This is a genomic window from Sphingomonas sp. J315, from assembly GCF_024666595.1.
In the GTDB taxonomy this organism is placed as follows: Bacteria; Pseudomonadota; Alphaproteobacteria; order Sphingomonadales; family Sphingomonadaceae; genus Sphingomonas.
This window is the reverse complement of the sequence record NZ_CP088296.1, coordinates 1,824,978-1,844,636: the sequence shown is the minus strand read 5'-3', so window position 1 is coordinate 1,844,636 and position 19,659 is coordinate 1,824,978. Positions and strand designations below refer to the sequence as shown.

20 protein-coding genes and 1 tRNA gene are annotated in these 19,659 nt (G+C 67.5%); 6 read left to right on the top strand and 15 right to left on the bottom strand.

The genetic code is table 11. From position 1 onward, the window contains the following. The first annotated feature begins 210 nt into the window (after positions 1–210). Positions 211–1,101 (top strand): LysR substrate-binding domain-containing protein, encoded by an 891-nt coding sequence (locus LRS08_RS09480; RefSeq protein WP_257843901.1) that lies wholly within the window; start codon positions 211–213, stop codon positions 1,099–1,101. A gap of 61 nt (positions 1,102–1,162) precedes the next feature. On the opposite strand, the gene LRS08_RS09475 is transcribed toward LRS08_RS09480, so the two are convergent. Further along, a complete protein-coding gene (locus LRS08_RS09475) occupies positions 1,163–3,463 on the bottom strand; it encodes a DNA translocase FtsK (RefSeq protein WP_257843902.1) in 2,301 nt (766 codons plus the stop codon). Positions 3,464–3,548: 85 nt separating this feature from the next. On the opposite strand from LRS08_RS09475, the gene LRS08_RS09470 reads away from it, so the two are divergent. Both LRS08_RS09470 and LRS08_RS09465 read left to right on the top strand, forming a co-directional pair. Further along, entirely contained in the window at positions 3,549–4,766 is a 1,218-nt protein-coding gene (locus tag LRS08_RS09470) for an FAD-dependent monooxygenase (protein WP_260481596.1), read from the top strand. 114 nt (positions 4,767–4,880) lie between these two features. Next, a complete protein-coding gene (locus LRS08_RS09465; protein WP_257843903.1) occupies positions 4,881–5,315 on the top strand; it encodes a hypothetical protein in 435 nt (144 codons plus the stop codon). A gap of 7 nt (positions 5,316–5,322) precedes the next feature. Here the strand turns inward: LRS08_RS09465 and LRS08_RS09460 are convergent, their stop codons facing one another. Both LRS08_RS09460 and LRS08_RS09455 read right to left on the bottom strand, forming a co-directional pair. Continuing rightward, positions 5,323–5,931: an LON peptidase substrate-binding domain-containing protein gene (locus LRS08_RS09460; protein ID WP_257843904.1), complete on the bottom strand. Its 609-nt coding sequence runs from the start codon at positions 5,929–5,931 to the stop codon at positions 5,323–5,325. After that, positions 5,928–6,839, bottom strand: coding sequence for a tetratricopeptide repeat protein (locus LRS08_RS09455; protein ID WP_257843905.1), 912 nt, complete (start codon positions 6,837–6,839; stop codon positions 5,928–5,930). Before LRS08_RS09455 ends, LRS08_RS09460 begins: the two co-directional genes overlap by 4 nt. A gap of 189 nt (positions 6,840–7,028) precedes the next feature. Between LRS08_RS09455 and LRS08_RS09450 the strand changes: the two genes are divergently transcribed. From LRS08_RS09450 to LRS08_RS09440, 3 genes are all read left to right on the top strand, one after another. Next, positions 7,029–7,103 (top strand) — tRNA-Gly (locus tag LRS08_RS09450). A 182-nt stretch (positions 7,104–7,285) separates the two neighbouring features. Further along, entirely contained in the window at positions 7,286–7,738 is a 453-nt protein-coding gene (locus LRS08_RS09445) for a DUF2147 domain-containing protein (protein WP_260481595.1), read from the top strand. 35 nt (positions 7,739–7,773) lie between these two features. Continuing rightward, positions 7,774–8,571 carry a DUF72 domain-containing protein gene (locus LRS08_RS09440; protein WP_257843906.1) on the top strand — a complete coding sequence of 266 codons (798 nt, stop codon included), beginning with the start codon at positions 7,774–7,776 and terminating at the stop codon, positions 8,569–8,571. Here LRS08_RS09440 and LRS08_RS09435 read toward each other — a convergent pair. The 12 genes from LRS08_RS09435 to LRS08_RS09380 form a co-directional block, all read right to left on the bottom strand. Continuing rightward, complete coding sequence (locus tag LRS08_RS09435; protein ID WP_308222983.1) at positions 8,561–9,712, bottom strand: NAD(P)/FAD-dependent oxidoreductase; 1,152 nt, start codon at positions 9,710–9,712, stop codon at positions 8,561–8,563. The two genes, LRS08_RS09440 and LRS08_RS09435, sit on opposite strands and share 11 nt — an antisense overlap. A 22-nt stretch (positions 9,713–9,734) precedes the next feature. Beyond that, on the bottom strand, positions 9,735–10,853 hold the full coding sequence (locus LRS08_RS09430) for a CaiB/BaiF CoA transferase family protein (RefSeq protein WP_257843907.1): 1,119 nt from the start codon (positions 10,851–10,853) through the stop codon (positions 9,735–9,737). Beyond that, entirely contained in the window at positions 10,850–11,368 is a 519-nt protein-coding gene (locus LRS08_RS09425; protein WP_257843908.1) for a GNAT family N-acetyltransferase, read from the bottom strand. The genes LRS08_RS09430 and LRS08_RS09425 overlap by 4 nt, the downstream gene beginning before the upstream one ends. Before the next feature lie 134 nt (positions 11,369–11,502). Further along, on the bottom strand, positions 11,503–12,687 hold the full coding sequence (locus LRS08_RS09420) for an acyl-CoA dehydrogenase (protein ID WP_257843909.1): 1,185 nt from the start codon (positions 12,685–12,687) through the stop codon (positions 11,503–11,505). Continuing rightward, the gene (locus tag LRS08_RS09415; protein ID WP_260481594.1) at positions 12,630–13,559 is read right to left on the bottom strand and encodes a hypothetical protein; all 930 of its coding nucleotides are present in this window, start codon (positions 13,557–13,559) and stop codon (positions 12,630–12,632) included. The genes LRS08_RS09420 and LRS08_RS09415 overlap by 58 nt, the downstream gene beginning before the upstream one ends. A gap of 24 nt (positions 13,560–13,583) precedes the next feature. Further along, a complete protein-coding gene (locus LRS08_RS09410) occupies positions 13,584–14,258 on the bottom strand; it encodes a uroporphyrinogen-III synthase (protein WP_257843912.1) in 675 nt (224 codons plus the stop codon). Beyond that, complete coding sequence (gene hemC / locus LRS08_RS09405; protein WP_257843913.1) at positions 14,255–15,166, bottom strand: hydroxymethylbilane synthase; 912 nt, start codon at positions 15,164–15,166, stop codon at positions 14,255–14,257. Before hemC ends, LRS08_RS09410 begins: the two co-directional genes overlap by 4 nt. 40 nt (positions 15,167–15,206) lie before the next feature. Then, positions 15,207–16,403, bottom strand: coding sequence for an acetyl-CoA C-acyltransferase (locus LRS08_RS09400; RefSeq protein ID WP_257843914.1), 1,197 nt, complete (start codon positions 16,401–16,403; stop codon positions 15,207–15,209). Between the two features lie 67 nt (positions 16,404–16,470). Then, a complete protein-coding gene (locus tag LRS08_RS09395) occupies positions 16,471–17,256 on the bottom strand; it encodes a crotonase/enoyl-CoA hydratase family protein (protein WP_257843915.1) in 786 nt (261 codons plus the stop codon). 33 nt (positions 17,257–17,289) lie between these two features. After that, a complete protein-coding gene (locus tag LRS08_RS09390; RefSeq protein WP_257843916.1) occupies positions 17,290–17,901 on the bottom strand; it encodes a winged helix-turn-helix domain-containing protein in 612 nt (203 codons plus the stop codon). After that, a complete protein-coding gene (locus LRS08_RS09385) occupies positions 17,867–18,796 on the bottom strand; it encodes a transposase (RefSeq protein ID WP_257843917.1) in 930 nt (309 codons plus the stop codon). Before LRS08_RS09385 ends, LRS08_RS09390 begins: the two co-directional genes overlap by 35 nt. Then, on the bottom strand, positions 18,793–19,656 hold the full coding sequence (locus LRS08_RS09380; protein ID WP_257843918.1) for a hypothetical protein: 864 nt from the start codon (positions 19,654–19,656) through the stop codon (positions 18,793–18,795). Before LRS08_RS09380 ends, LRS08_RS09385 begins: the two co-directional genes overlap by 4 nt. Positions 19,657–19,659: the final 3 nt, after the last annotated feature.

Sequence of the window (19,659 nt, the reverse complement as noted above, 5' to 3'; positions counted from 1 at the left end):
CCTTTGAAAGGTTTAGGAGAGGATGCCTGAAAGGCACGTCCTATGTGCAGTGCGGCGTGTTTTTGTGCAAGTGCGAAGAACTACCTATGCGATTGCAGATTCTGCAATCTGTAACATTCCCTGATTATAGCCGATGACAGGGGTGTCATCGTGATCGCCTCACCCGGAATGGGTTGCAATATGCTACGCTGCACCACAGAAATGTAACCGATGCGCAGGTTGCCGCCCCTTACCGCCATCGAGGCGTTCGTCCAGGTCGCGCGGCTGGGATCGGTCAAGGCCGCGTCGGAGGAACTGGCGCTGTCGTCGCCCGCGTTGAGTCGGCGGGTCCAGGCGCTGGAACGCTTCATCGGCAAGCAATTGTTCGAGCGGCGGCATCAGGCGATGAAGCTGAATGCGGAGGGCGAGCGGTTGCTGGGCCTGATCGCGCCGGCGCTCGACACGATGAGCGACGCGATCGAGAGCATGAACAGCGGGACCGAGGTGCTGCGGCTACGCCTGGGCACGCCGTCGCTGTTCGCGAGCCAGCGGCTCCTGCCCTATCTTACCGCGTTGCGCGCAGTGCATCCGCAGCTTCACCTGGACATCGATACCGGCGGGCACGGCATGTCGCGGCTGGGCGACGGGCTGGACGCCGCGATCGTGCTGGCGCGCGATATCGAACCAACGCTCTACGGTCGGCGACTCGACCGCAACCGCATCCGCCCGGTGGCGGCGCGGCGGCTGGTCTATGGCCCCGAAGCGATCGGGCGGCCCGAGGAGCTGGCCGGCTACTCGATCCTCGCGCATCGCGACATGGCTGACAGTTTCGAGATCTGGCGTTCGGCGCTGGGTCTGCCCGATCTGGAGCCGGTGTCGATCGATCTGTTCGATTCGGGATCGCTGCTGCTGGAGGCGGCGGCGCAGGGAGTCGGAATCGCGTTCATGCTCGATTCGCACCGCATCGACCCCGACGACCCGCGCATCGGCACGCTGTTCGGGGAGCCGAGCGTCAAGAGCCCGTACAGCTACTGGTTCGTGTGCCGCCCCCGCGCGTTGGAGCAGCGGCCGGTGAAGCTGTTCCACGACTGGCTGATCGGGTTGTTCGATATCGAGGGGTGAGAGGGGCAAGCGATCAGCGGCCGCTGAGCGGCGCGAGATGCTTGCCCGTTCCGGCCCGGATCTAGAGCGGCCGCCCGTCCTGATCCATCAGCACTTCGCGCCGGCCGACATGGTCGGGGCGGGAGACGAGGCCGTCCTTTTCCATCCGTTCGACGAGGCGCGCCGCGCTGTTGTAGCCGACGCGCAGCTGGCGTTGCAGCCATGACGTCGACGCCTTCTGGCTTTCCGCGACAAGCTGCACCGCGCGGCGGTAGAGTTGTTCCTCCGGAGAATCCTCTCCGGTCGGGGCACCGTCGAGTGCGAACTCGCCGCCCTCCGGCTCCTCGGTGACGGCGGAGATATAGTCCGGCGCGCCTTGCGAGCGCCAGTGATCGGCGACCGCCATCACCTCCTCATCCGACACGAACGGGCCGTGGACGCGGGCGATCTGCTTGCCGCCGGGCATGTAGAGCATGTCGCCCTTGCCCAGCAGCTGTTCGGCACCCTGTTCGCCCAGGATCGTGCGCGAATCGATCTTCGACGTGACGTGGAAGCTGATTCGGGTGGGCAAATTCGCCTTGATCACGCCGGTGATGACGTCGACCGAGGGGCGCTGCGTTGCCATGATCAGGTGGATGCCCGCCGCGCGCGCCTTCTGTGCGAGGCGCTGGATCAGGAATTCGACTTCCTTGCCCGCGGTCATCATCAGATCGGCGAGTTCGTCGACGATGATCACGATCTGCGGCAGCGGGGTGAGGTCGAGCGTTTCCTCTTCGTACAGCGGCTTGCGCGTTTCGGGGTCGTAGCCGACCTGGACCTTGCGGCCGAGCTTCTGTCCCTTGGCGAGCGCCTGACGCACCTTGTCGTTGAAGCTGCCGAGGCTGCGGACGTTGACCGACGCCATCATGCGATAGCGTTCCTCCATCTGCTCCACCGCCCATTTGAGCGCGCGCACCGCCTTGGGCGGATCGGTGACCACATCCGCCAGCAGATGGGGGATGTCCTTGTACATGCTGAGTTCCAGCATCTTGGGATCGATCATGATCATGCGGCACTGGTCCGGGGTCAGCCGGTAGAGCAGCGACAGGATCATGCAGTTGAGCCCGACCGACTTGCCCGAGCCGGTGGTGCCCGCGACGAGCAGATGCGGCATCGGCGCGAGATCGGCGATGACCGGATCGCCCGCGATATTCTTGCCCAGAACGATCGGGAGCTGTGCGCCCATATCCTCGAACGTCGCGCTGCCGATCAGTTCGTGGAGCGACACCGTCTCGCGCTTCACATTGGGCAGTTCGATGCCGATCACGCTGCGTCCGGGGATGGTCGCGACGCGGGCCGAGACGGCGGACATGTTGCGCGCGATATCGTCGGCGAGCTGGACCACGCGGCTCGCCTTGATGCCCGAGGCGGGTTCCAGCTCGTACATCGTCACCACCGGGCCGGGGCGGACTTCGACGATCTGGCCCTTCACATGGAAGTCGTCGAGGACGGATTCGAGCAGCCGGGCGTTGCGCTCCAGTGCCGCCTTGTCGATCGCCGTGCTGCCGCTCTTCGCCGGTTCCTTGAGCAGTTTGAGCGGGGGAAGCTGGTAGGTCCCCTTGAAGTCGAGGGTCGCCTGGACCGGCTTGGCCTTGGGCGGCTGGGGCGCGGGGGTGCGGTCGGCGATGACCGGGCCGGGACGGGCATCGGGCAGCGCCACCTTGCGCGGGCGCGGCGCGGCGGGGGTGAACACCTCGTCGGCGTCGTCGACATCGAACGGAAGCGCCGCGGCCGCGTCGCGCTGGGGCATCTTCGGAAGGCGGAGATGCTGGCGGAAATCGAACTGCACGCTGCGCGCCCACAGGATCACGCCGCCGATTCCGACGATCAGGCCGAGCACGCGGGTGCCCCACAGCGTCACCATCGGGTCGCCGATCAGGCCGAGCAGTCCGCGTATCGCCCCAGCGACGGCGAGACCGACAACGCCGCCCCAGCCGCCCGGAAGTTCCATCACCGCGCTGTTCGAGATCGAGGCGAGCGCCGCGCCCATCAGCGCAATGCCGCCGAGCGCGCCGAGCAGCATCCGCCGCCAGCGTCCCGCGCCCTCGCCCCGCCAGAGGCGCAGGCCGAGGATGATCCCGACGGGCGCGAGCAGCACGACCGGTAGCCCGCCGATCGCGAGCAGCAGGTCGGCAAGCCACGCCCCCGGTTCGCCGAGCAGATTGCGCGCGGGGCCGCCCGCGGCGGTATTCAGCGAGGGATCTTCGCCATTGTATGTCCCGACGGCGAGCACGGCGGCGAGGGTGAACAGGAACAAAGCGATCGCGCCGATCAGCGCCCCGCTTCGCCTTGCACCCGCCTTCATCGTGTCACGCCACAGCATCGGCTGCACCCGGCTCGCCATCGTCCCCACCCGTGTTCGATAATCGTTCCAATCATCCCCCCTGCGGAGTCTGGCGTCAAGGCGGGGGGTGGGATAACGGGATGGCATGAGTAATGCGGACCTCTTGATCCTTGGCGGCGGACTGGTCGGGAGCGCGCTTGCCGTGGCGCTCGACGCGCATGGCATCTCCAGCATCGTGATCGACCCGGCGGACCCGGACGCGATCCTGTCCGCCGGACATGACGGCCGCGCATCGGCCATCGCCGCCGCGCCGCTGCGGATGCTGGAGGCAATCGGGCTGGCCGAGGATCTGGCGGGCAAGGGCTGTCCGATCGAGAGCATCCGCGTGTCGGATGGGCTGAAGCCGGGCAAGCTCGACTTCGATCCGCAGGAGGGTGAGGGCGCGCTCGGCACGATGTTCGAGAATCGCGACCTGCGCCGCGCGTTGATGACGGCGGCGGCGCGCGCGAAGCTGGCCGATGTGCGGATGAACACGCGCGCGCTGTCGGTCGAACGCGACGCGCATGGCGTCACCGCGACGCTGAGCAGCGGCGAGAGCGTGCGCGCGCAATTGCTGATCGGGGCGGAGGGCCGCGCCTCGCCGACGCGGGATGCGGCGCTGTTGCGGGTGGCGCGCTGGACCTATGACCATGCGGCGATCGTGACCTCGCTCCATCACGAGCACAGCCACGAGAATACCGCGTTCGAGATCTTCTACCCGCAGGGGCCCTTCGCGATCCTGCCGCTGCGTGACGATGATCGCGGGCATCGCTCGGCGATCGTGTGGTCGGTGAAGCGGCACGAGGAAGCGGGGATGATGAAGCTGTCCGAACGCGGCTTCCTGGCCGAGGCGGACAAGAAGATGGGCGGGTTTCTGGGGAAGCTGGGGCCGCTCGGCCCGCGTTTCAGCCACCCGCTCGGCTTTCACCATGCCGCGAAGATCACCGCCGACCGGCTGGCGCTGGTCGGCGACGCGGCGCACGGCATCCACCCCATTGCGGGGCAGGGGGTCAATGTCGGATTCCGCGATGTCGCGGCTTTGGCCGAGGTGCTGGTCGAGGGGAAGCGGCTGGGGCTCGACATGGGCGATCCTGCGTTGCTGACCCGATACGAACGCTGGCGCAGCCTCGACACGATGATGGTCAGCATCGCCACCGACGCGCTGACGCATCTGTTCGGGATTCCGGGCGGTGCGGCGAATGCGGCGCGGCGGTTCGGCCTGTCGGCCGTGGACAAGGTGCCTAGCCTAAAGAACTGGTTCATGGCCGAAGCGCGCGGCGAATCGGGCAAGGTGCCGCGATTGCTGCATGGGGAGATGGTTTGAGCCGAGCGATCTGCCAGCCCTGCAAATCCGAGACCATGCTCAGCAAAAGCTCATGACACGCTCATGATCTGGAACAGATGTCCGGATACCCCCGGCTAATTGAAAAGGGGGAACATGGATATCAATTTGAGAAAGGTCGGTTGCGCGGTCGGCTGTCTGGGCATGGCCGGGCTTCTCATTTTGAGTCCCGGCCTTCTATTTGGCTTGGCGCTATGGGCTGCCGGCGAACGCACCGTTTATGCTCGCGCATTGTCGCCCGACGGGTCCAATGAGGCCCGCGTCCAGTTCGATGATTGCGGCGCGCCTTGTGGCTGGAGCAAAGCTGTCTTCATCAAGAAGGCGTGGTTCCCGCCCGACACGCCGGGCTGGAGCTGCCGCGCGTTTCTGGGTGATGGAACAGACCGCGTCCGGCTGGAATGGGACGGGCCATCAAATCTGATCGTCCACCACGGTTTTTTCGCGAACAATGTGGTGGATGCGGCCACGACTTGCGGCGCGGTGTCGATCGGAACCAAGTTTGATCCGCAATTGAAATCAGACGTGCTGTGAACGCCGCCTACTGCAACGTCCCCTCTTCCCCCTCGTGCCGACCGAAAAACTGCATCAGCTGGGTGATCAGCTCGGCACGGTCGCTGAGCGAGTCCGCTTCCAGCAGCGCCTGTTTGGCGGCGGGGTCGAAGGGGGCGATCTGGGCTATGCCGTTGACCAGATTCTGGTCGTCGAGCCGCGTCACCGCTTCCCAATCGACCGCATAGCCCTGCAACTCGGCGAAGCGGCGCGATTCGAGTTCGAGCGCGGCGCGTGCGCCCAGCGACAGTGTCTCGTCTGCCGGATCGGCGATCAGCTCGGCCTCGACCTGGCGGAACAATGTCGTCACCTCCAGCTCGCGCAGGATGCGGAAGCGCGACAGGCCCTCCAGCACCAGGTTGAAGCGGCCATCCTCCAGCGCCTCGACATCGGCGATGCGACCGACACAGCCGATCTCGAACAGCGGCGGCTTGTCGCCTCCGCCCTTGGGCTGAATCATGGCGATGCGCCGGTCGCGGGCAAGGCTGTCGTTGACCATCGCTCGGTAGCGCGGCTCGAAGATATGCAGCGGCAAATGCATGCCGGGGAACAGCAGCGCCCCGGGCAGCGGAAAGATCGAGAGCCGCGTCGCGCTCATCCGAACAGGATGGCGGAGAGCTTGCGGCGCTGTGCCGAGACCCAGGGGTCTTCCAGGCCGACCGCTTCGAACAGCTTGAGCAGGCGTGCGCGGGCGGCGCCCTCGTTCCACTCCTTGTCCTCCGCGATCATCGCCAGCAGCGTTTCCGCCGCGCCCTCGCGGTCGCTCGCCATCAGCGCGCCGGCGAGTTCGTAGCGGGCGTCCATGTCGCCGCCCGCGGCCTTGGCGCGCAGCGCGCCCAGTTCGCTGTCGTCTGACGTAGCGGGGGCCTCCTGCGCTATGCTCAGCGCGGCGCGGGCGCGCTCGACCTCCTGCGCCTTGGCGGGATCGGCGGGCAGCGCATCGAGCACGGCGGCGGCTTCATCGAGGCGCCCCAGCGCGGTCAGCGCGCGGGCGCGACCGGCGGCGGCCTGAGCGTTGTCGGGGGCGATTTCGGCGATCTGTTCGAAGATCGACAGCGCGCGCTCGGTTTCGCCGCCCGCCAGTACCTCCTCACCCATCGCCAGCAACGGTTCGAGCTCGGCGGCCTGCGCCGCGGCATCGCTCTGGATCGGCAGCTGGCCCAGAATCTGGTCGAGCATCGACTTCAATTGCGATTCGGTGCGCGCGTTGGTCAGGTCGGCAACGAGCTGGCCCTGGAACATCGCATAGACGGTGGGGATCGAGCGCACCTGGAACTGCGCGGCGATGAACTGATTGGCGTCGACGTCGATCTTGGCGAGCATCACGCCCTTGTCGGCATAGTCGGCGGCGACCTTGTCGAGCACCGGCCCCAGCGCCTTGCACGGCCCGCACCATTCCGCCCAGAAATCGAGGATGACGAGCTTCGTCATCGACGGTTCGGCGATGTCGCGGCGGAAAGCCTCGACGGCATCCTTGTCGGCGGCGGAAAGTCCAAGCGTGGCCACGGCGAATCCCTTGTCGTTCGAACGAGAATTAAAGCCCTATTTGGGCGCTCGCATCCTCAGGGCCAACCCCCTGCGCGCGAATCGCGAATCCCGCAACTTCCCCCTTGCAGACCCAGAAACCCGCTGCTAGAGGCCGCCACCTTGCCCCGCCCCCTCGGCGTTCCGAGTGGGCACATATGGCGCCAGAGAGCGGGCGTAGCTCAGGGGTAGAGCACAACCTTGCCAAGGTTGGGGTCGAGGGTTCGAATCCCTTCGCCCGCTCCAGTCGCCGCGCGATGATCGCGCACTCTCACCACATCTGGCGTGTAACGTTTTCGCGAACACGCCGTTTGGCAAATTGCCCCCTTCCCGCCCTTTTCGTGCCGGGTCTCGTACCTAATTATCTGTTCAAACAGGGTTTCGGTCGCGCGAAGCGTGGCCGTGAACAGATGACAGGAGATTCAACCATGATGATCGAAGGACCGGTGCGGCGCACGGCGCGTCCGCGCGCATGGATGATGGCGCTGGCAGGTCTGGCGATGCTGACCGCCCCGCTTGCGGCGTCGGCCGGGAGCAAGGGTGCGGCGTTGCCGGTGGCGAGCGTGTGGCGCAATCCAAAGAACACGGTGCATGTCCGGATCGCGCCCTGTGGCGAGGGTCAGGTTTGCGGCACCGTGATCTGGGCGAGCGAGAAGGCCAAGGCGGACGCGCGCAAGGGCGGGACCGAGAAGCTGATCGGTGCGAACCTCTTCCGCGAATTCCGTCAGGTGGGGCCGGGCGAATATAAGGGGCGCGTGTTCGTGCCCGACATGAACCGCACGTTCAGCGGGCAGATGCGGATCGAGGGCGATTCGATGATCGGGAAGGGCTGCGTGCTGGGGTTCATCTGCAAGTCGCAGACCTGGAAGCGTATTTCGTGATGCGCGGGGGTGCCGCGGCGCGCTAAGCACGCGGCATGACGCACGCACCCATTCGCACCGGCATCGGCGGCTGGACCTTCGAGCCCTGGCGCGGCACCTTCTACCCGGAGGGTCTGGCGCAGAAGAAGGAGCTGGAGTTCGCCAGTCGCCAGCTGAACGCGATCGAGATCAACGGCACTTACTATTCCGGCTTCAAGCCCGCGACCTTTTCCGGGTGGGCGGCGAGCGTGCCCGACGGGTTCGTTTTCGCGGTGAAGGCGTCGCGCTTCTGCACCAACCGCAAGGTGCTGGCGGAAGCGGGCGAATCGGTTGCGAAATTCGTGGGACAGGGGATTGTCGAGCTGGGCGACAAGCTTGGCCCGATCCTGTGGCAATTCATGGCGACCAAGAAGTTCGACGCGGCCGATTTCGGCGCGTTCCTGAAACTGCTCCCTGCCAGCCATGACGGAGTCACGCTACGTCATGCGGTGCAGGTACGGCATGAGAGCTTCGCGGTGCCCGAGTTCGTGGCGCTTTGCCGCGATGCGGGGGTGGCGATCGTCTATGCGCATTCGCCCGACTATCCCGCCATCGCCGATGTGACCGGCGACTTCGTCTATGCGCGGTTGGAGTCGGGTGCGGACGACAATCCGCTCTGTTATCCCGAGGGCGAGCTGGACCGCTGGGCCGATGTGGCAAAATGCTGGGCGTCGGGCGGTCGGCCTGCCGGATTGCCCTATGTCGAGGAGCGTGATCCGCCGGCAGTGCCGCGCGAGACGTTCGTATTCCTGATCCATGGCGGCAAGGTGCGCGCACCCGCCGGGGCACGCGCGCTGGCCAACCTCACGCGCTGAGTCCGAGGCGAGCGAGCGGGTGACCCACCGCACCACTGACCAATGCCGCCTGTGCTGCGGTAAACGGCCATAGCTTTGACACCGGACCCATCACCCGATCGCGCAGCCATGGGATCGCCGTACCGTCGGATTGATAGACCGGTGTCAACACGCGGCTGAGCAACTGATACAGGGCGATCTGGTCGCGCCGCAGCCGCACCGTTTCTGCGAGTGCGTCGGGCAGCGCGCGGCTCCGGCGCAGACCAAGCGCAAGGGCATAGGCGTCGAGCAACGCCATGTTCGCCCCCTGCCCCAGCTGCGGGCTGGTCGAATGCCACGCATCGCCGATATGGATCAGTCGGTCGGCGACCGGTTGGCGCAAGGTGCGGTGGGCGTAGCTGGCGAAGGTCAGTTGCTGCGGGTCGGCGATCTGGTCGAGCAACGGCGCGGTGGCGGGCCATAGTTCCAGCACCTGTTCTTTCCACATCGCGAGACCCGCTGCGCGCCAGTCCGCCAGCCGGTCGGCGCGCAGCGACCAGAACAAGGCCGCGCGGGGTCCGCTCGCGTGGCGCGGGGTGCCGATCGGCAGCACTCCGGCCATCACGCTGGCGCGGCGATAGTGTTGCTGGAGCGCATCGGGGATGAAGTCGCCCGCCCAGTCGAGATCGGCCCAGAGCGCGCCGAACGCAAGCGGCGGCGCCGCGGGGATGAGCGGCGAGCGGCTGCCCATCGCGTCGACGATCAGATCGAATGGCCCTGCGCTTGCGCGGACCGCGAACTGTAGTCGTCCATCGGCGCAACCCGTGATCGCTTGCCCTGCCTCGATCGCGATACCTTCTTCGAAAACGGCATCGTGGAGGATCGCGAAGAGTGTCGCACGGTGGACGCCGATCCCGATCCCGCCTCGCTTCAACGCGGCGTATCGCACGTCGAGAACGCAGCGATCGTCGGCATGGCCGATCAGCCGCTGGACGCGCGCTCCGCGCGCGAGCAGCTCGGCTTCGAGGCCCAACGCACGCAGGACGGCCTGCCCGGTTGGCTGGATCAGCAGGCCCGAGCCGAGCGGGCGCGGCGAATCAAATCGCTCGAACAAGGTGACGCGATGGCCGTCTCGATGGAGCAGCAGCGCAGCGGCAAGTCCGGCGGTGCCGCATCCTGCCACCGCGATGTCGAGCGGGGGCAGCTCAGTCCTCCACAGGGCGTGCGGGGCTGGCGCGGTCGCTGACCATGCGCTGGTCGTCGATCACGATCGGGCTGGCGACTCCCGGGAGCCCCTGCGCCATGATCGCCATGCCGCGCGCGATCACCTGCGGGTCGGCGAACACCTCGTCCACGGTGTTGATCGGCCCGGCGGGCACCCCCTGTGCCTCGAGCGCGTCGGACAGTGCCTGTTTGGTCCAGCCTGCCACCGCCGCCTGAAGCGGCGCGATCAGGCGGGCGCGGTTGCGCACGCGTGCCGGGTTGGTCGCGAAATCGGGGTCTTCGGCGAGGGTGAGGCCGAGAACGCTGCACAGCTTTCGGAATTGCCCGTCATTGCCGACCGCGATGATCAGGTCGCCGTCGCTGGCGGTGAACGCCTGATAGGGGGCGAGGTTGGCGTGGCCGTTGCCCATGCGGTGCGGCACCTTTGCCGGGTTGGCCATCCAGTTGAGCGCCTGATTGGCGAGCACCGCGACCTGGGTGTCGAGCAGCGCCATGTCGATATGCGCGCCAACTCCCGTCGCATCGCGCTGGCGCAAAGCAGCGAGGATCGCGACGGCGGAATAGACGCCGGTGAAGATGTCGGCATAGGCGATCCCCGCCTTTTGCGGTGCGCCGTCGGGCTCGCCGGTCAGCGACATGATCCCGCCCATTCCCTGAATGATGAAGTCATATCCGGCGCGGTGCGCATAGGGGCCGGTTTGGCCGAAGCCGGTAATCGAGCAGGTGATCAGGCGCGGGTTGATCGTGCTGAGGCTGGCATGATCGAGGCCGTATTTGACGAGGCCGCCGACCTTGTAGTTTTCGATCACGACATCGGATTCGGCCACTAGCGCGCGGACTTCAGCCTGACCTTCGGGCGTCGCGATGTCGATGAAGCGCGCGGTCTTTCCGCGATTGGCCGCGTGATAATAGGCGGCGTCGCGGCTGACCCCATCGGCGTCATGCAGGAAGGGCGGGCCCCAGTGGCGGGTGTCGTCGCCAGCACCCGGACGCTCGACCTTGATCACCTCAGCGCCGAGATCGGCGAGCAGCTGTCCGCACCACGGTCCGGCGAGAATCCGGGCGAGTTCGACAACCTTGATCCCGGCGAGCGGTTTCATGCGCGGCAAATCTCGTACACGACATGGTCGGGGAAGGATTTCCCGCCGCCGCGATGGGTGCGGCCCGGGATCAGACGTCCGCCGATCTTCTCCATCGCGCCGCGTGATCGGAGATTGTCCTGTCCGACGAGGAACACCACACGGTTCACGAAGCGGTGGATATGGTCGAGCATCAGCCGCTTGATTTCGCGGTTGTAGGTGCCGCCCCAATAGGCGCGAGATATGAAGGTCCAACCGATCTCGATCTCGTCGTCTTCAGGAACCCAATAATCGTAGCGACTGGAGCCGATCACCGCGCCGGTCGCCTTGTCGAGGATCGCAAGTCCCCCGCTGCACGCGAGTGCCTCGGCGAAGAATTTGCGGAACACCGGCTCCTGCCAGCGGTCGTTGGCAGGGTGGAGTTCCCAGATCAGCGGGTCGGAGGCGACGGCGAAGAGGGCGTCCCAATCCTCCGCAACAAGCGGGCGAATTGTGACCAACTCGCCGTGCAGTGTCGGCTGCCGATCCGGCGTCATTGCTTGGGTGTCCGGCTGCGCCGGACCGGCACCAGCCCGCTCCCCCCACCCGGCCTCCCATTCAGGATACGCTGTGGGAGGCCGGGTGGGGAGCGGGCTGAAAGCCGCCCAGTTCAGCGGAGCTGAACTGCACATCAGAACGCGGCGATCCCGGTGATCGCGCGGCCGAGGATCAGGCCGTGGACGTCGTGCGTGCCCTCATAGGTGTTGACGGTTTCGAGGTTGATCGCGTGGCGCATCACATGGAATTCGGCGGAGATGCCGTTGCCGCCATGCATGTCGCGCGCGACCCGGGCGATATCGAGCGCCTTCCCGCAATTGTTGCGCTTGATGATGCTGATCGCTTCCGGGGCGAGGCTGCCTTCGTCGAACATGCGGCCCGCGCGCAGCGCTGCCTGAAGGCCGAGCGCGATTTCGGTCTCCATATTGGCGAGCTTCAATTGCACCAGCTGGGTCGCGGCGAGCGGGCGGCCGAATTGGGCGCGGTCGAGCGTGTACTGGCGCGCCGCGTGGAAGCAGGCCTCCGCCGCGCCCATCGTGCCCCAGGCGATGCCGTAGCGCGCGCGGTTGAGGCAGCCGAACGGTCCCTTCAGCCCCTGAACCTCGGGGAGCAGCGCGTCCTCGCTCACCTCGACGCCGTCCATCACGATCTCGCCGGTGATCGATGCGCGCAAGGACAGCTTGCCCTCGATCTTCGGCGTGGACAGACCCTTCATGCCCTTTTCGAGGACAAAGCCCTTGATCCCGCCACCATGCGCCTCGCTCTTTGCCCAGACGACGAAGACATCGGCGATCGGCGAATTGGTGATCCACATCTTCGATCCGGTCAGGCGGTAGCCACCGTCGATCTTGGCCGCGCGGGTGCGCATTCCGCCGGGGTCGCTGCCGGCATCGGGCTCGGTCAGACCGAAGCATCCGACCCATTCGCCGCTGGCGAGCTTGGGCAGGTACTTCCGCTTCTGCTCCTCGGTGCCATAGGCGTGGATCGGGTGCATCACCAGGCTCGACTGCACGCTCATCGCGCTGCGATAGCCCGAATCGACCGCCTCGACCTCGCGCGCCACCAGGCCATAGGCGACATAGCCAAGGCCCGCGCCGCCATAGGTTTCGGGGATGGTCGGGCCGAGCAGGCCGAGCTGGCCCATCTCCGACATGATCTCGCGGTCGAAATTCTCGTCGAGGAATGCGCGGGTGACGCGCGGCAGCAGCTGCTCCTGCGCATAGGCGCGCGCCGCGTCGCGGACCATCCGCTCTTCGTCGGTCAGCTGCGCGTCGAGCGCGAACGGATCCTGCCAGTCGAACCGGCCCATGGCGGCCATCTTACTCTCCCTGAACGGTTTTTTGTACTGGCGAAGCGGGGCTGGCTGCGCCGGGGACGGGTTGGGCCTTCCCCTCGATCGCAGCAGTTTCGAGCGTGTCGAGCGCGCGTCGCGTCGCGATGTAGCGGCCCGCCGCCGCCATCCAGCTTTCCGCGCCCTGCGCGCCGGGCAAGCGCGAGACTTCGGCCAGAGCTGCCTCGACATGCCCCTGCCCCAGCAGGCGCCGTGCGCGCGCCAGCCGTTCGCGCGGGTGGGGGGCTGGGGGCGTCCTGCTTGCGGATGATCACCAGCGTGGCGAGTTCGCGCTGGATCGCGCTCAACCAGCCGTCATCGGGCTGAGAAGTGGAGAGGCGCGGCGCGATCTGGTCGAACGCGACGCGCAGATCCTCCAGCGTGATCGGCTCGCCCGAGGCGGCGATGACGGTCGCGACCGCTTCGGGCGCGGCCCCGCCCAGGCGGCGACGCAGCTCACCCGCGATGATTCCCAGCTCCTGTCCGCGTTCGAGCGCGCGGCGCGCGCCGAACACCAGCATCATCGCCTCGGCCCGCCCGGCATAGCTTGCCGCGACGCGCGCATCGGCGTCGGTCGCCTTCAGTCTGGCATCGAGCGATTCGAGCCGGGCGGCAAGAACCTGCTCGCGCGCGGCGAGCGTGGCGACATCCATTCCCGGAGCCGCAATGGGAGCGGCGGAGATCGGCGGCTGAACGACGGCAACGGGCGCGGTCGCGGCCTGGCCCCACCAGTCGCCGGCGCGGAACACCACGGCCATCACTGCGAGGCCGGTGACGAAGGCGACCAGCACCGCGCCCAGGATCATCATCATGGGATTGCCGCGCGTGGGGGCGGTGGGAACCGGGGCGTCGGGGGTCATGGGTTGCTTATTCTCCCGAAGCGATCAGGGGTCAATCGCCAGCCGGTGTGCGGCGGCGATCAATGCGGTGTCGTTGGGCTCGGCGGCGATTGCGACCCGGTCCCATCCGCGCCCGTCGGCGTCGGCGGCGCGGGCGCTGATCGCCGCGATCCGCACGCAATTGCGCGCGATGCCGTGTGCATCGAGCTGGGCCGCGAGCTGACGGGTTGCGCGCGCCGAATGGACAAGCGCGACGCTGCCCGGCAACCGCATCGCGGCGTCACGGGTCAGATCGACCCCCTCATTGGCATAGACCGGGATGACCGCGCGGATCGCCGGATGCTCGATCGTCATCCGGTCGCGCCCGGACAGCCACAATACCCGCTGGCACATCGGCTGGCGTGCCAACAAGGCGGCGACGCCCCGACTGCCGCATTCGACGACGCGAAGCCCGGCGTGCTCCGCAGCGCGCCCGGTCTGCGGCCCCACCGCCAGCACCGGCAGCCGAGCGAGCATGGTGAGTCCGTCACCGGCGTAACGCGCTGCATTGGCGCTGGTCAGCAACAGCGCGCCGAATTCGGCAGGGTCGGGCGGCGTCCAGTCAAGCGGGACCACCTTGAACAGCGGCACCAGCAACGGGTCGAGCCCGACGTCGCGCACCCGACTCGCGGTGGCGTCGCTGCCCGGCGCGGGGCGCAAGATGGCGATCGGTCGCGTCAATGCCCGAACATGCGGCGCAGTTGGGGCGAGGCGCGACCGAGCAGTGCCTGCGCGAGCGCGACGGCCTCCTGGGCCGTGCCGTGAAGGCTGCGGCGCTCGACCCCGACATGCTCGGACCCGTCCGCATTCAGGATTTCGGCGCGAAGACGCAGCCCGTCCTCCTCGAGTGTCGCAAGCGCGGCGATCGGCGAGTGGCAATCGCCGCCGAGCGCGGCGAGCAGGGCACGCTCGGCCCAGACACAGCGTTCGGTGGCGGCGTCGCCGATCGCCGCGACCTGGCTGCGGGTCGCGGCGTCCTCGGCGCGCACCTCGATCCCGACTGCGCCCTGCGACGGGGCGGGGAGCAGCAGATCGACGTCGATCGCCACACCGATATCGGCATAGCCCAGCCGTTCGAGGCCCGCTGCGGCGAGCAGCGTCGCGTCCGCCTCGCCCGCGGCGACCTTGGCACGGCGTGTGTCGACATTGCCGCGCAAGGGAACGATGGCGAGATCGGGGCGCAGGCGACGCAACTGCGCCGCGCGACGCGGCGAGCTCGTACCGATGCGCGCGCCATGCGGCAGCGCGTCGATCGATGCCGCGCCGATCAGCCGGTCGCGGACATCGGCGCGCGGGAGCATCGCCGCGACCGCGATCGTGTCGGGCCGGATCGTTTCGACATCCTTCATCGAATGCACCGCAAGGTCGATCGCGCGGTCGAGCAGCGCCCGGTCCAGTTCCTTGGTCCACAACGCCTTGCCGCCGATCTCGGCGAGCGGGCGGTCCTGCACTCTGTCGCCGGTGGTGCGGATCGGTACGATCTCGATCGCGTCGGGCGACCAGCCATGCGCTGCGAGCAGCGCGTCGCGGACCATATTGGCCTGAATGAGAGCGAGCGGCGACGCGCGGGTACCGAGACGGAGAAGCATGTGCGCCGTCTAGCGAAGCGTTTCGGCGATGTCGAAGGGGTCAGACGATCTCGAACAACCCTGCCGCGCCCATGCCGCCCGCGGTGCACATCGACACCACGACCCAGCGCACGCCGCGCTTGCGCCCTTCGATCAGCGCATGGCCGACCAGCCGCGCGCCGGTCATCCCGAACGGATGGCCGATCGCGATCGCGCCGCCGTTCACATTATACTTCTCGGGGTCGATGCCGAGAGTGTCGCGGCAATAGAGGCACTGGCTGGCGAACGCTTCGTTAAGCTCCCACAGCCCGATATCGGCGACCGACAGCCCCGCGCGGTCGAGCAGCTTCGGGATCGCGAACACCGGGCCGATGCCCATTTCGTCGGGGCCGCATCCCGCCGCCTGAAAGCCGCGATAGATGCCGAGGATCTCCTTGCCCTCGGCCTGGGCGGTGGCGCGATCCATCACGATCTGCGCCGCCGCGCCGTCCGACAGCTGGCTGGCATTGCCGGCGGTGATGTGGCGCCCCTCCTTGATGACCTGCCCGTCCTTCCACACGGTCTTGAGTCCGGCGAGCGCTTCGGCGGTGGTGCCGGGGCGGATACCCTCGTCCTGCGTCACCGTGACCGTCTCGGTCCCGGTGCGGTTGCCTTCCTTGTCGAACAGCGCTTTCTCGACCGTTACGGCAACGATCTCCTCGGCAAAGGCACCATTGGCGAGGCCCGCCTCGGCGCGCTGCTGGCTCTGTGCGGCATAGGCGTCCTGCGCCGCGCGGCTGATGCCATAGCGTTCGGCGACGATCTCGGCGGTCTCGATCATCGGCATATAGGCATGCGGCTCGTTGGCGAGGACCGACTTGTTCGCGAAGCGCGGCGCATCCTTGGTCACCGTCAAGCTGATCGATTCCATGCCGCCGGAGAGCGCGACGTCGATGTCCCCCGCGATGATCGAGCGCGCGGCGAGGGCGAGGGCAGTGAGGCCCGATCCGCATTTGCGGTCGAGCGTGAAGGCGGGAACGCTTTGCGGCAGCCCGGCGGCGAACACCGCCATGCGCCCGGCATTGCCGCCCTGGGTACCCCATTGGTTGCCGACGCCCCAAAAGATGTCATCGATCCGTGCCGGGTCGATCCCCGCGCGTTCGACCGCTGCGTTCATCACATGGCCGGCGAGGACCGGTGCTTCGGTCGCGTTGAACGCGCCGCGATAGGCCTTGCCGATGCCCGTCCGGGCGGTGGAGACGATCGCGGCTTCGCGCATGGACATCCTCTCATTCGTATATCGGGTATGGCGATCCTTTATCGTGAGGGGCGATCAATTGGAAGTATCAGTCGGTGAATTTCGGCGTGCGCTTCTGCATGTTTGCCATCACTGCCTCCATCTGGTTGGGCGAGCGGAGCAGCTTTGCCTGTTCGGCGCTCTCGGCGGCGAGGATCGGGCCAGCGCTGGCGTCAGCGGACAGGTTGGCGAGGCGTTTGGCGGCGCGGATCGCGTCAGGGTTGCGCGCGGCGATCGCGGCAGCGATGTCCATCGCTGCGGCATAGGGCGCGTCGGAGATGTGGGTGACGAAGCCCAGCGCCAGTGCCTCCTCGGCAAGGAATTCGCGCGCGGTATAGGTCAGCTCGCGCAGCACATCGTCGCGCACCGTCGTCCGCCACAGCGCGAATCCGGCCATGTCGGGGACGATCCCCCACTTCATCTCCATGATCGAGCAGCGCGTATCCGGTGCCATGACGCGGATATCGGCCCCGGACAGGATCTGAAATCCGCCGCCGAACGCGACGCCGTGCGCCGCCGCGATGACGGGGACGGGCAGGTTGCGCCAGCCCCAGGCGACCTGCTGGAACAGATTGGCCTCGCCATGGCTGCGCGCATGGATGTCGAGCCCGGTGCCACCGCCTGCCATGCTCGCCATGTCGAGCCCGGCGCAGAAGGCGTTGCCTTCGCCTGACAGCACTACCGCACGCAGCCCCGGCGTCGCGGCCAGCTGGTCGATTGCGCCCGCAATCCCGGCGAACATTGCCGGGTCGAGCGCGTTCATCTTGTCGGGCCGGGCCAGCCGGACGTCGGCGATGCCATTGGCGATGTCGATGGTCACGCGCTGTTCGGTCATATCCGCTCCATTCGGCTTTGCTTGACGCGGACGTTAACCAGCAACGAGGCGATAGCCTAGCCCCTTGCAGCTCTGGACCATTGCCGTCGGGAAGGGCCGGTCGAGCTTGGCGCGCAGGTTTGAGACGTGCACCGCGACGACATTGGTGCCGGGGTCGAAGTGCAGATTCCAGACGCCTTCGAGCAGCTCGGCGCGGGTGACGAAGCGGCCGGAGTGCTCGGCGAGGTAGCGGAGCAGTGCGAATTCGCGCGGGACCAGCCTGATGCGGCTGCCCGATCGGATGACGGTGCGCGTGACCGGATCGAGTGTCAGCGCACCGACACTGAGCGGGATGGCGGCATGTCGGCGCACGCGGAGGTCGACTCGCGCGGCCAGCTCGTCGGGATCGACCGGCACCGCGACGGCGTCGGACGCGCCCGCATCGAGTGCGGCGATCAGCGCCGCGCTGTTGCTGGCGAGTGCGATGCGCGGGACCGATCCTGCCGCGATCGCCTGTCCGGTCCGCCACCGGCACAGGATTGCTGCGACATGCGATGCCGGATCGGGCACCGGGTCGCCGACCTCCAGCGCCCCGATCTTTAGAACATAGCCACGTGCGTGCATCGCGCGCTCAAGCTGCGGTATCTCGACTTCGGACAGAATCACCGGGGCCACCCGATGTTATTGCGCGGGCCGGCAGCACCCTGTCTGCCGAAGATGCATCCAAAACGGGGTGGTCGGGGACGGCGCGCGCGATCAGCGTCAGCGCCTCCGGATCGCCGGGCCGCGCCGACGCCAGCGCCGCAACTGCGGTGGCGCGCATCCGGGGATGCGGGTGACGCCGGGCAAGATGGTCGATCAGGTCGAGCCCGTTGCCGCCGCCGAGATGCGCGGCGATCGTCGCCAGCCCTTCGGAGGGGGCGGTGGTGAGCACTTCGGCGATTCCGCCAGTCGTCGGGTCGAAGCGATACTGGTCGATCCAGCGGTGCGATGGGTGGCTGCCCAAGATGTTGAGCGTCACCGAGAAGGCGTCGGGCGGCAGCTGCGCATGGACGTCGCGGCGCATGCGATAGAGCGCCAGCTGCCCTGGCTCGATCCGCCGTCGTCCGGTGAAGCGCATCGGGTCCTCGGGGCGATCGGGGTCGCGCTCCCAATAATCGCTCCAATAGCCCGGGCCGAGATAGCCATAGGTCAGGAACGGGAAATTGTGATCGTGCGCCATCCCATAGACGAACGGCGCGGTCCCGCTCGCCTGGAGGATGCCATCGTCATGTGAGGGCCAAAAATTGGCGCGCAGCACGAAGCGGGCATTGGGCGGGCGCAGCAGGAAAACCTGCGCACCATAGCCATTGGCGGCGCTCTGCCCGGCGCAGCGCTGCTTGAGTTCGGCGATGGCGAGATCGGCGAGGAAGGCGCGATTGCGCCCCAGCCGGGCGAGCAGCGGGCCGAGCGCCGCGAAGCTTTCCTCGTCATGCGGATCGAAGGGTGTCGTCTCCAGCGCGTCGACCAGTTCGTCGAGTGTCATCGGGCCGCCCGGACCCGGATCGATGATCCTGGTCATGCCGCGATCCGTGCGTCCAGCCGCTGGAGCGTCTGGGCGGCGGCGCTGCGTACCCCGGGATCGGGGTCACTCGCCGCCATCTCCGCGAGCCGGGGCCGCGCCGCGCGTGCGTCGAGCATCAGCCATTCGCGCATCGCCGCCCAGCGCAGGTGAAACGCAGAGTCGCGGCTGATCGCGTCGAAACTGTCGGCCGCGTCGCTCCGCCCGCTGGCGCGCAGCAGCGCGAGCAGTAGTTCGGCGCGCGAGGCGCGGTCGTCGGCGGTGGCGCTGCGGACGTGGTGGCCATCGCTGGTCGAAAATTCGTGCATCAGCGCGTCGGCTCCCGGCTTGGCGGTTGCGGTGATCGCGACGACATCGCGCGGCGCGGCGACGATCAGCCGCCCCTCGCGCCCCCCGTCGAGTGCGATCAGTTCGCCATCGCGAAGGTGAAGTGGTGCGACCTCGACACAGCGGTGCGGCGCGTCGTCGGCCAGCCGCCATCGCCGCATTTGCGCCCCGTCGGCACGGACATAGCGGGTGAGCGCGCGACGGCCCGACAGCACTACCGTCGCGGGAAGCGCTAGCTGCGCCAACGCTGCGGCGGAGGTGACGCTGGCGGTCAGCGTCACTTCGGGCAGGTCGGCGAGGACAACCGCCGTGCGCAGGACATCGCGGGTGAAACGCAGCGCCGGATCAAACCACGGATCGGTGCGCAAGTGGTCGACCAATGGCGCGATCAGATCGGCGATCCACACATGGTCGGCGAGCAATGCACGCGCCGCCGCCAGCACCGCGTCGGCATCCGCAAGACCCGCAAAGCGCGGCGCGATTGCGAGTTGAACCGACTCTGCAAAGGCGGCGTTGGCGGCGGCGGTTGACACGTA

Coding starts and splice junctions, on each gene's coding strand:
- LRS08_RS09415 (WP_260481594.1), bottom strand. CDS start 13,559: ATGACCCCCGACGCCCCGGTTCCCACCGCCCCCACGCGCGGCAATCCC.
- LRS08_RS09480 (WP_257843901.1), top strand. CDS start 211: ATGCGCAGGTTGCCGCCCCTTACCGCCATCGAGGCGTTCGTCCAGGTC.
- LRS08_RS09385 (WP_257843917.1), bottom strand. CDS start 18,796: ATGACCAGGATCATCGATCCGGGTCCGGGCGGCCCGATGACACTCGAC.
- LRS08_RS09470 (WP_260481596.1), top strand. CDS start 3,549: ATGAGTAATGCGGACCTCTTGATCCTTGGCGGCGGACTGGTCGGGAGC.
- LRS08_RS09400 (WP_257843914.1), bottom strand. CDS start 16,403: ATGCGCGAAGCCGCGATCGTCTCCACCGCCCGGACGGGCATCGGCAAG.
- LRS08_RS09425 (WP_257843908.1), bottom strand. CDS start 11,368: ATGACGCCGGATCGGCAGCCGACACTGCACGGCGAGTTGGTCACAATT.
- LRS08_RS09430 (WP_257843907.1), bottom strand. CDS start 10,853: ATGAAACCGCTCGCCGGGATCAAGGTTGTCGAACTCGCCCGGATTCTC.
- LRS08_RS09475 (WP_257843902.1), bottom strand. CDS start 3,463: ATGGCGAGCCGGGTGCAGCCGATGCTGTGGCGTGACACGATGAAGGCG.
- LRS08_RS09395 (WP_257843915.1), bottom strand. CDS start 17,256: ATGACCGAACAGCGCGTGACCATCGACATCGCCAATGGCATCGCCGAC.
- hemC (WP_257843913.1), bottom strand. CDS start 15,166: ATGCTTCTCCGTCTCGGTACCCGCGCGTCGCCGCTCGCTCTCATTCAG.
- LRS08_RS09420 (WP_257843909.1), bottom strand. CDS start 12,687: ATGGCCGCCATGGGCCGGTTCGACTGGCAGGATCCGTTCGCGCTCGAC.
- LRS08_RS09465 (WP_257843903.1), top strand. CDS start 4,881: ATGGATATCAATTTGAGAAAGGTCGGTTGCGCGGTCGGCTGTCTGGGC.
- LRS08_RS09460 (WP_257843904.1), bottom strand. CDS start 5,931: ATGAGCGCGACGCGGCTCTCGATCTTTCCGCTGCCCGGGGCGCTGCTG.
- LRS08_RS09445 (WP_260481595.1), top strand. CDS start 7,286: ATGATGATCGAAGGACCGGTGCGGCGCACGGCGCGTCCGCGCGCATGG.
- LRS08_RS09440 (WP_257843906.1), top strand. CDS start 7,774: ATGACGCACGCACCCATTCGCACCGGCATCGGCGGCTGGACCTTCGAG.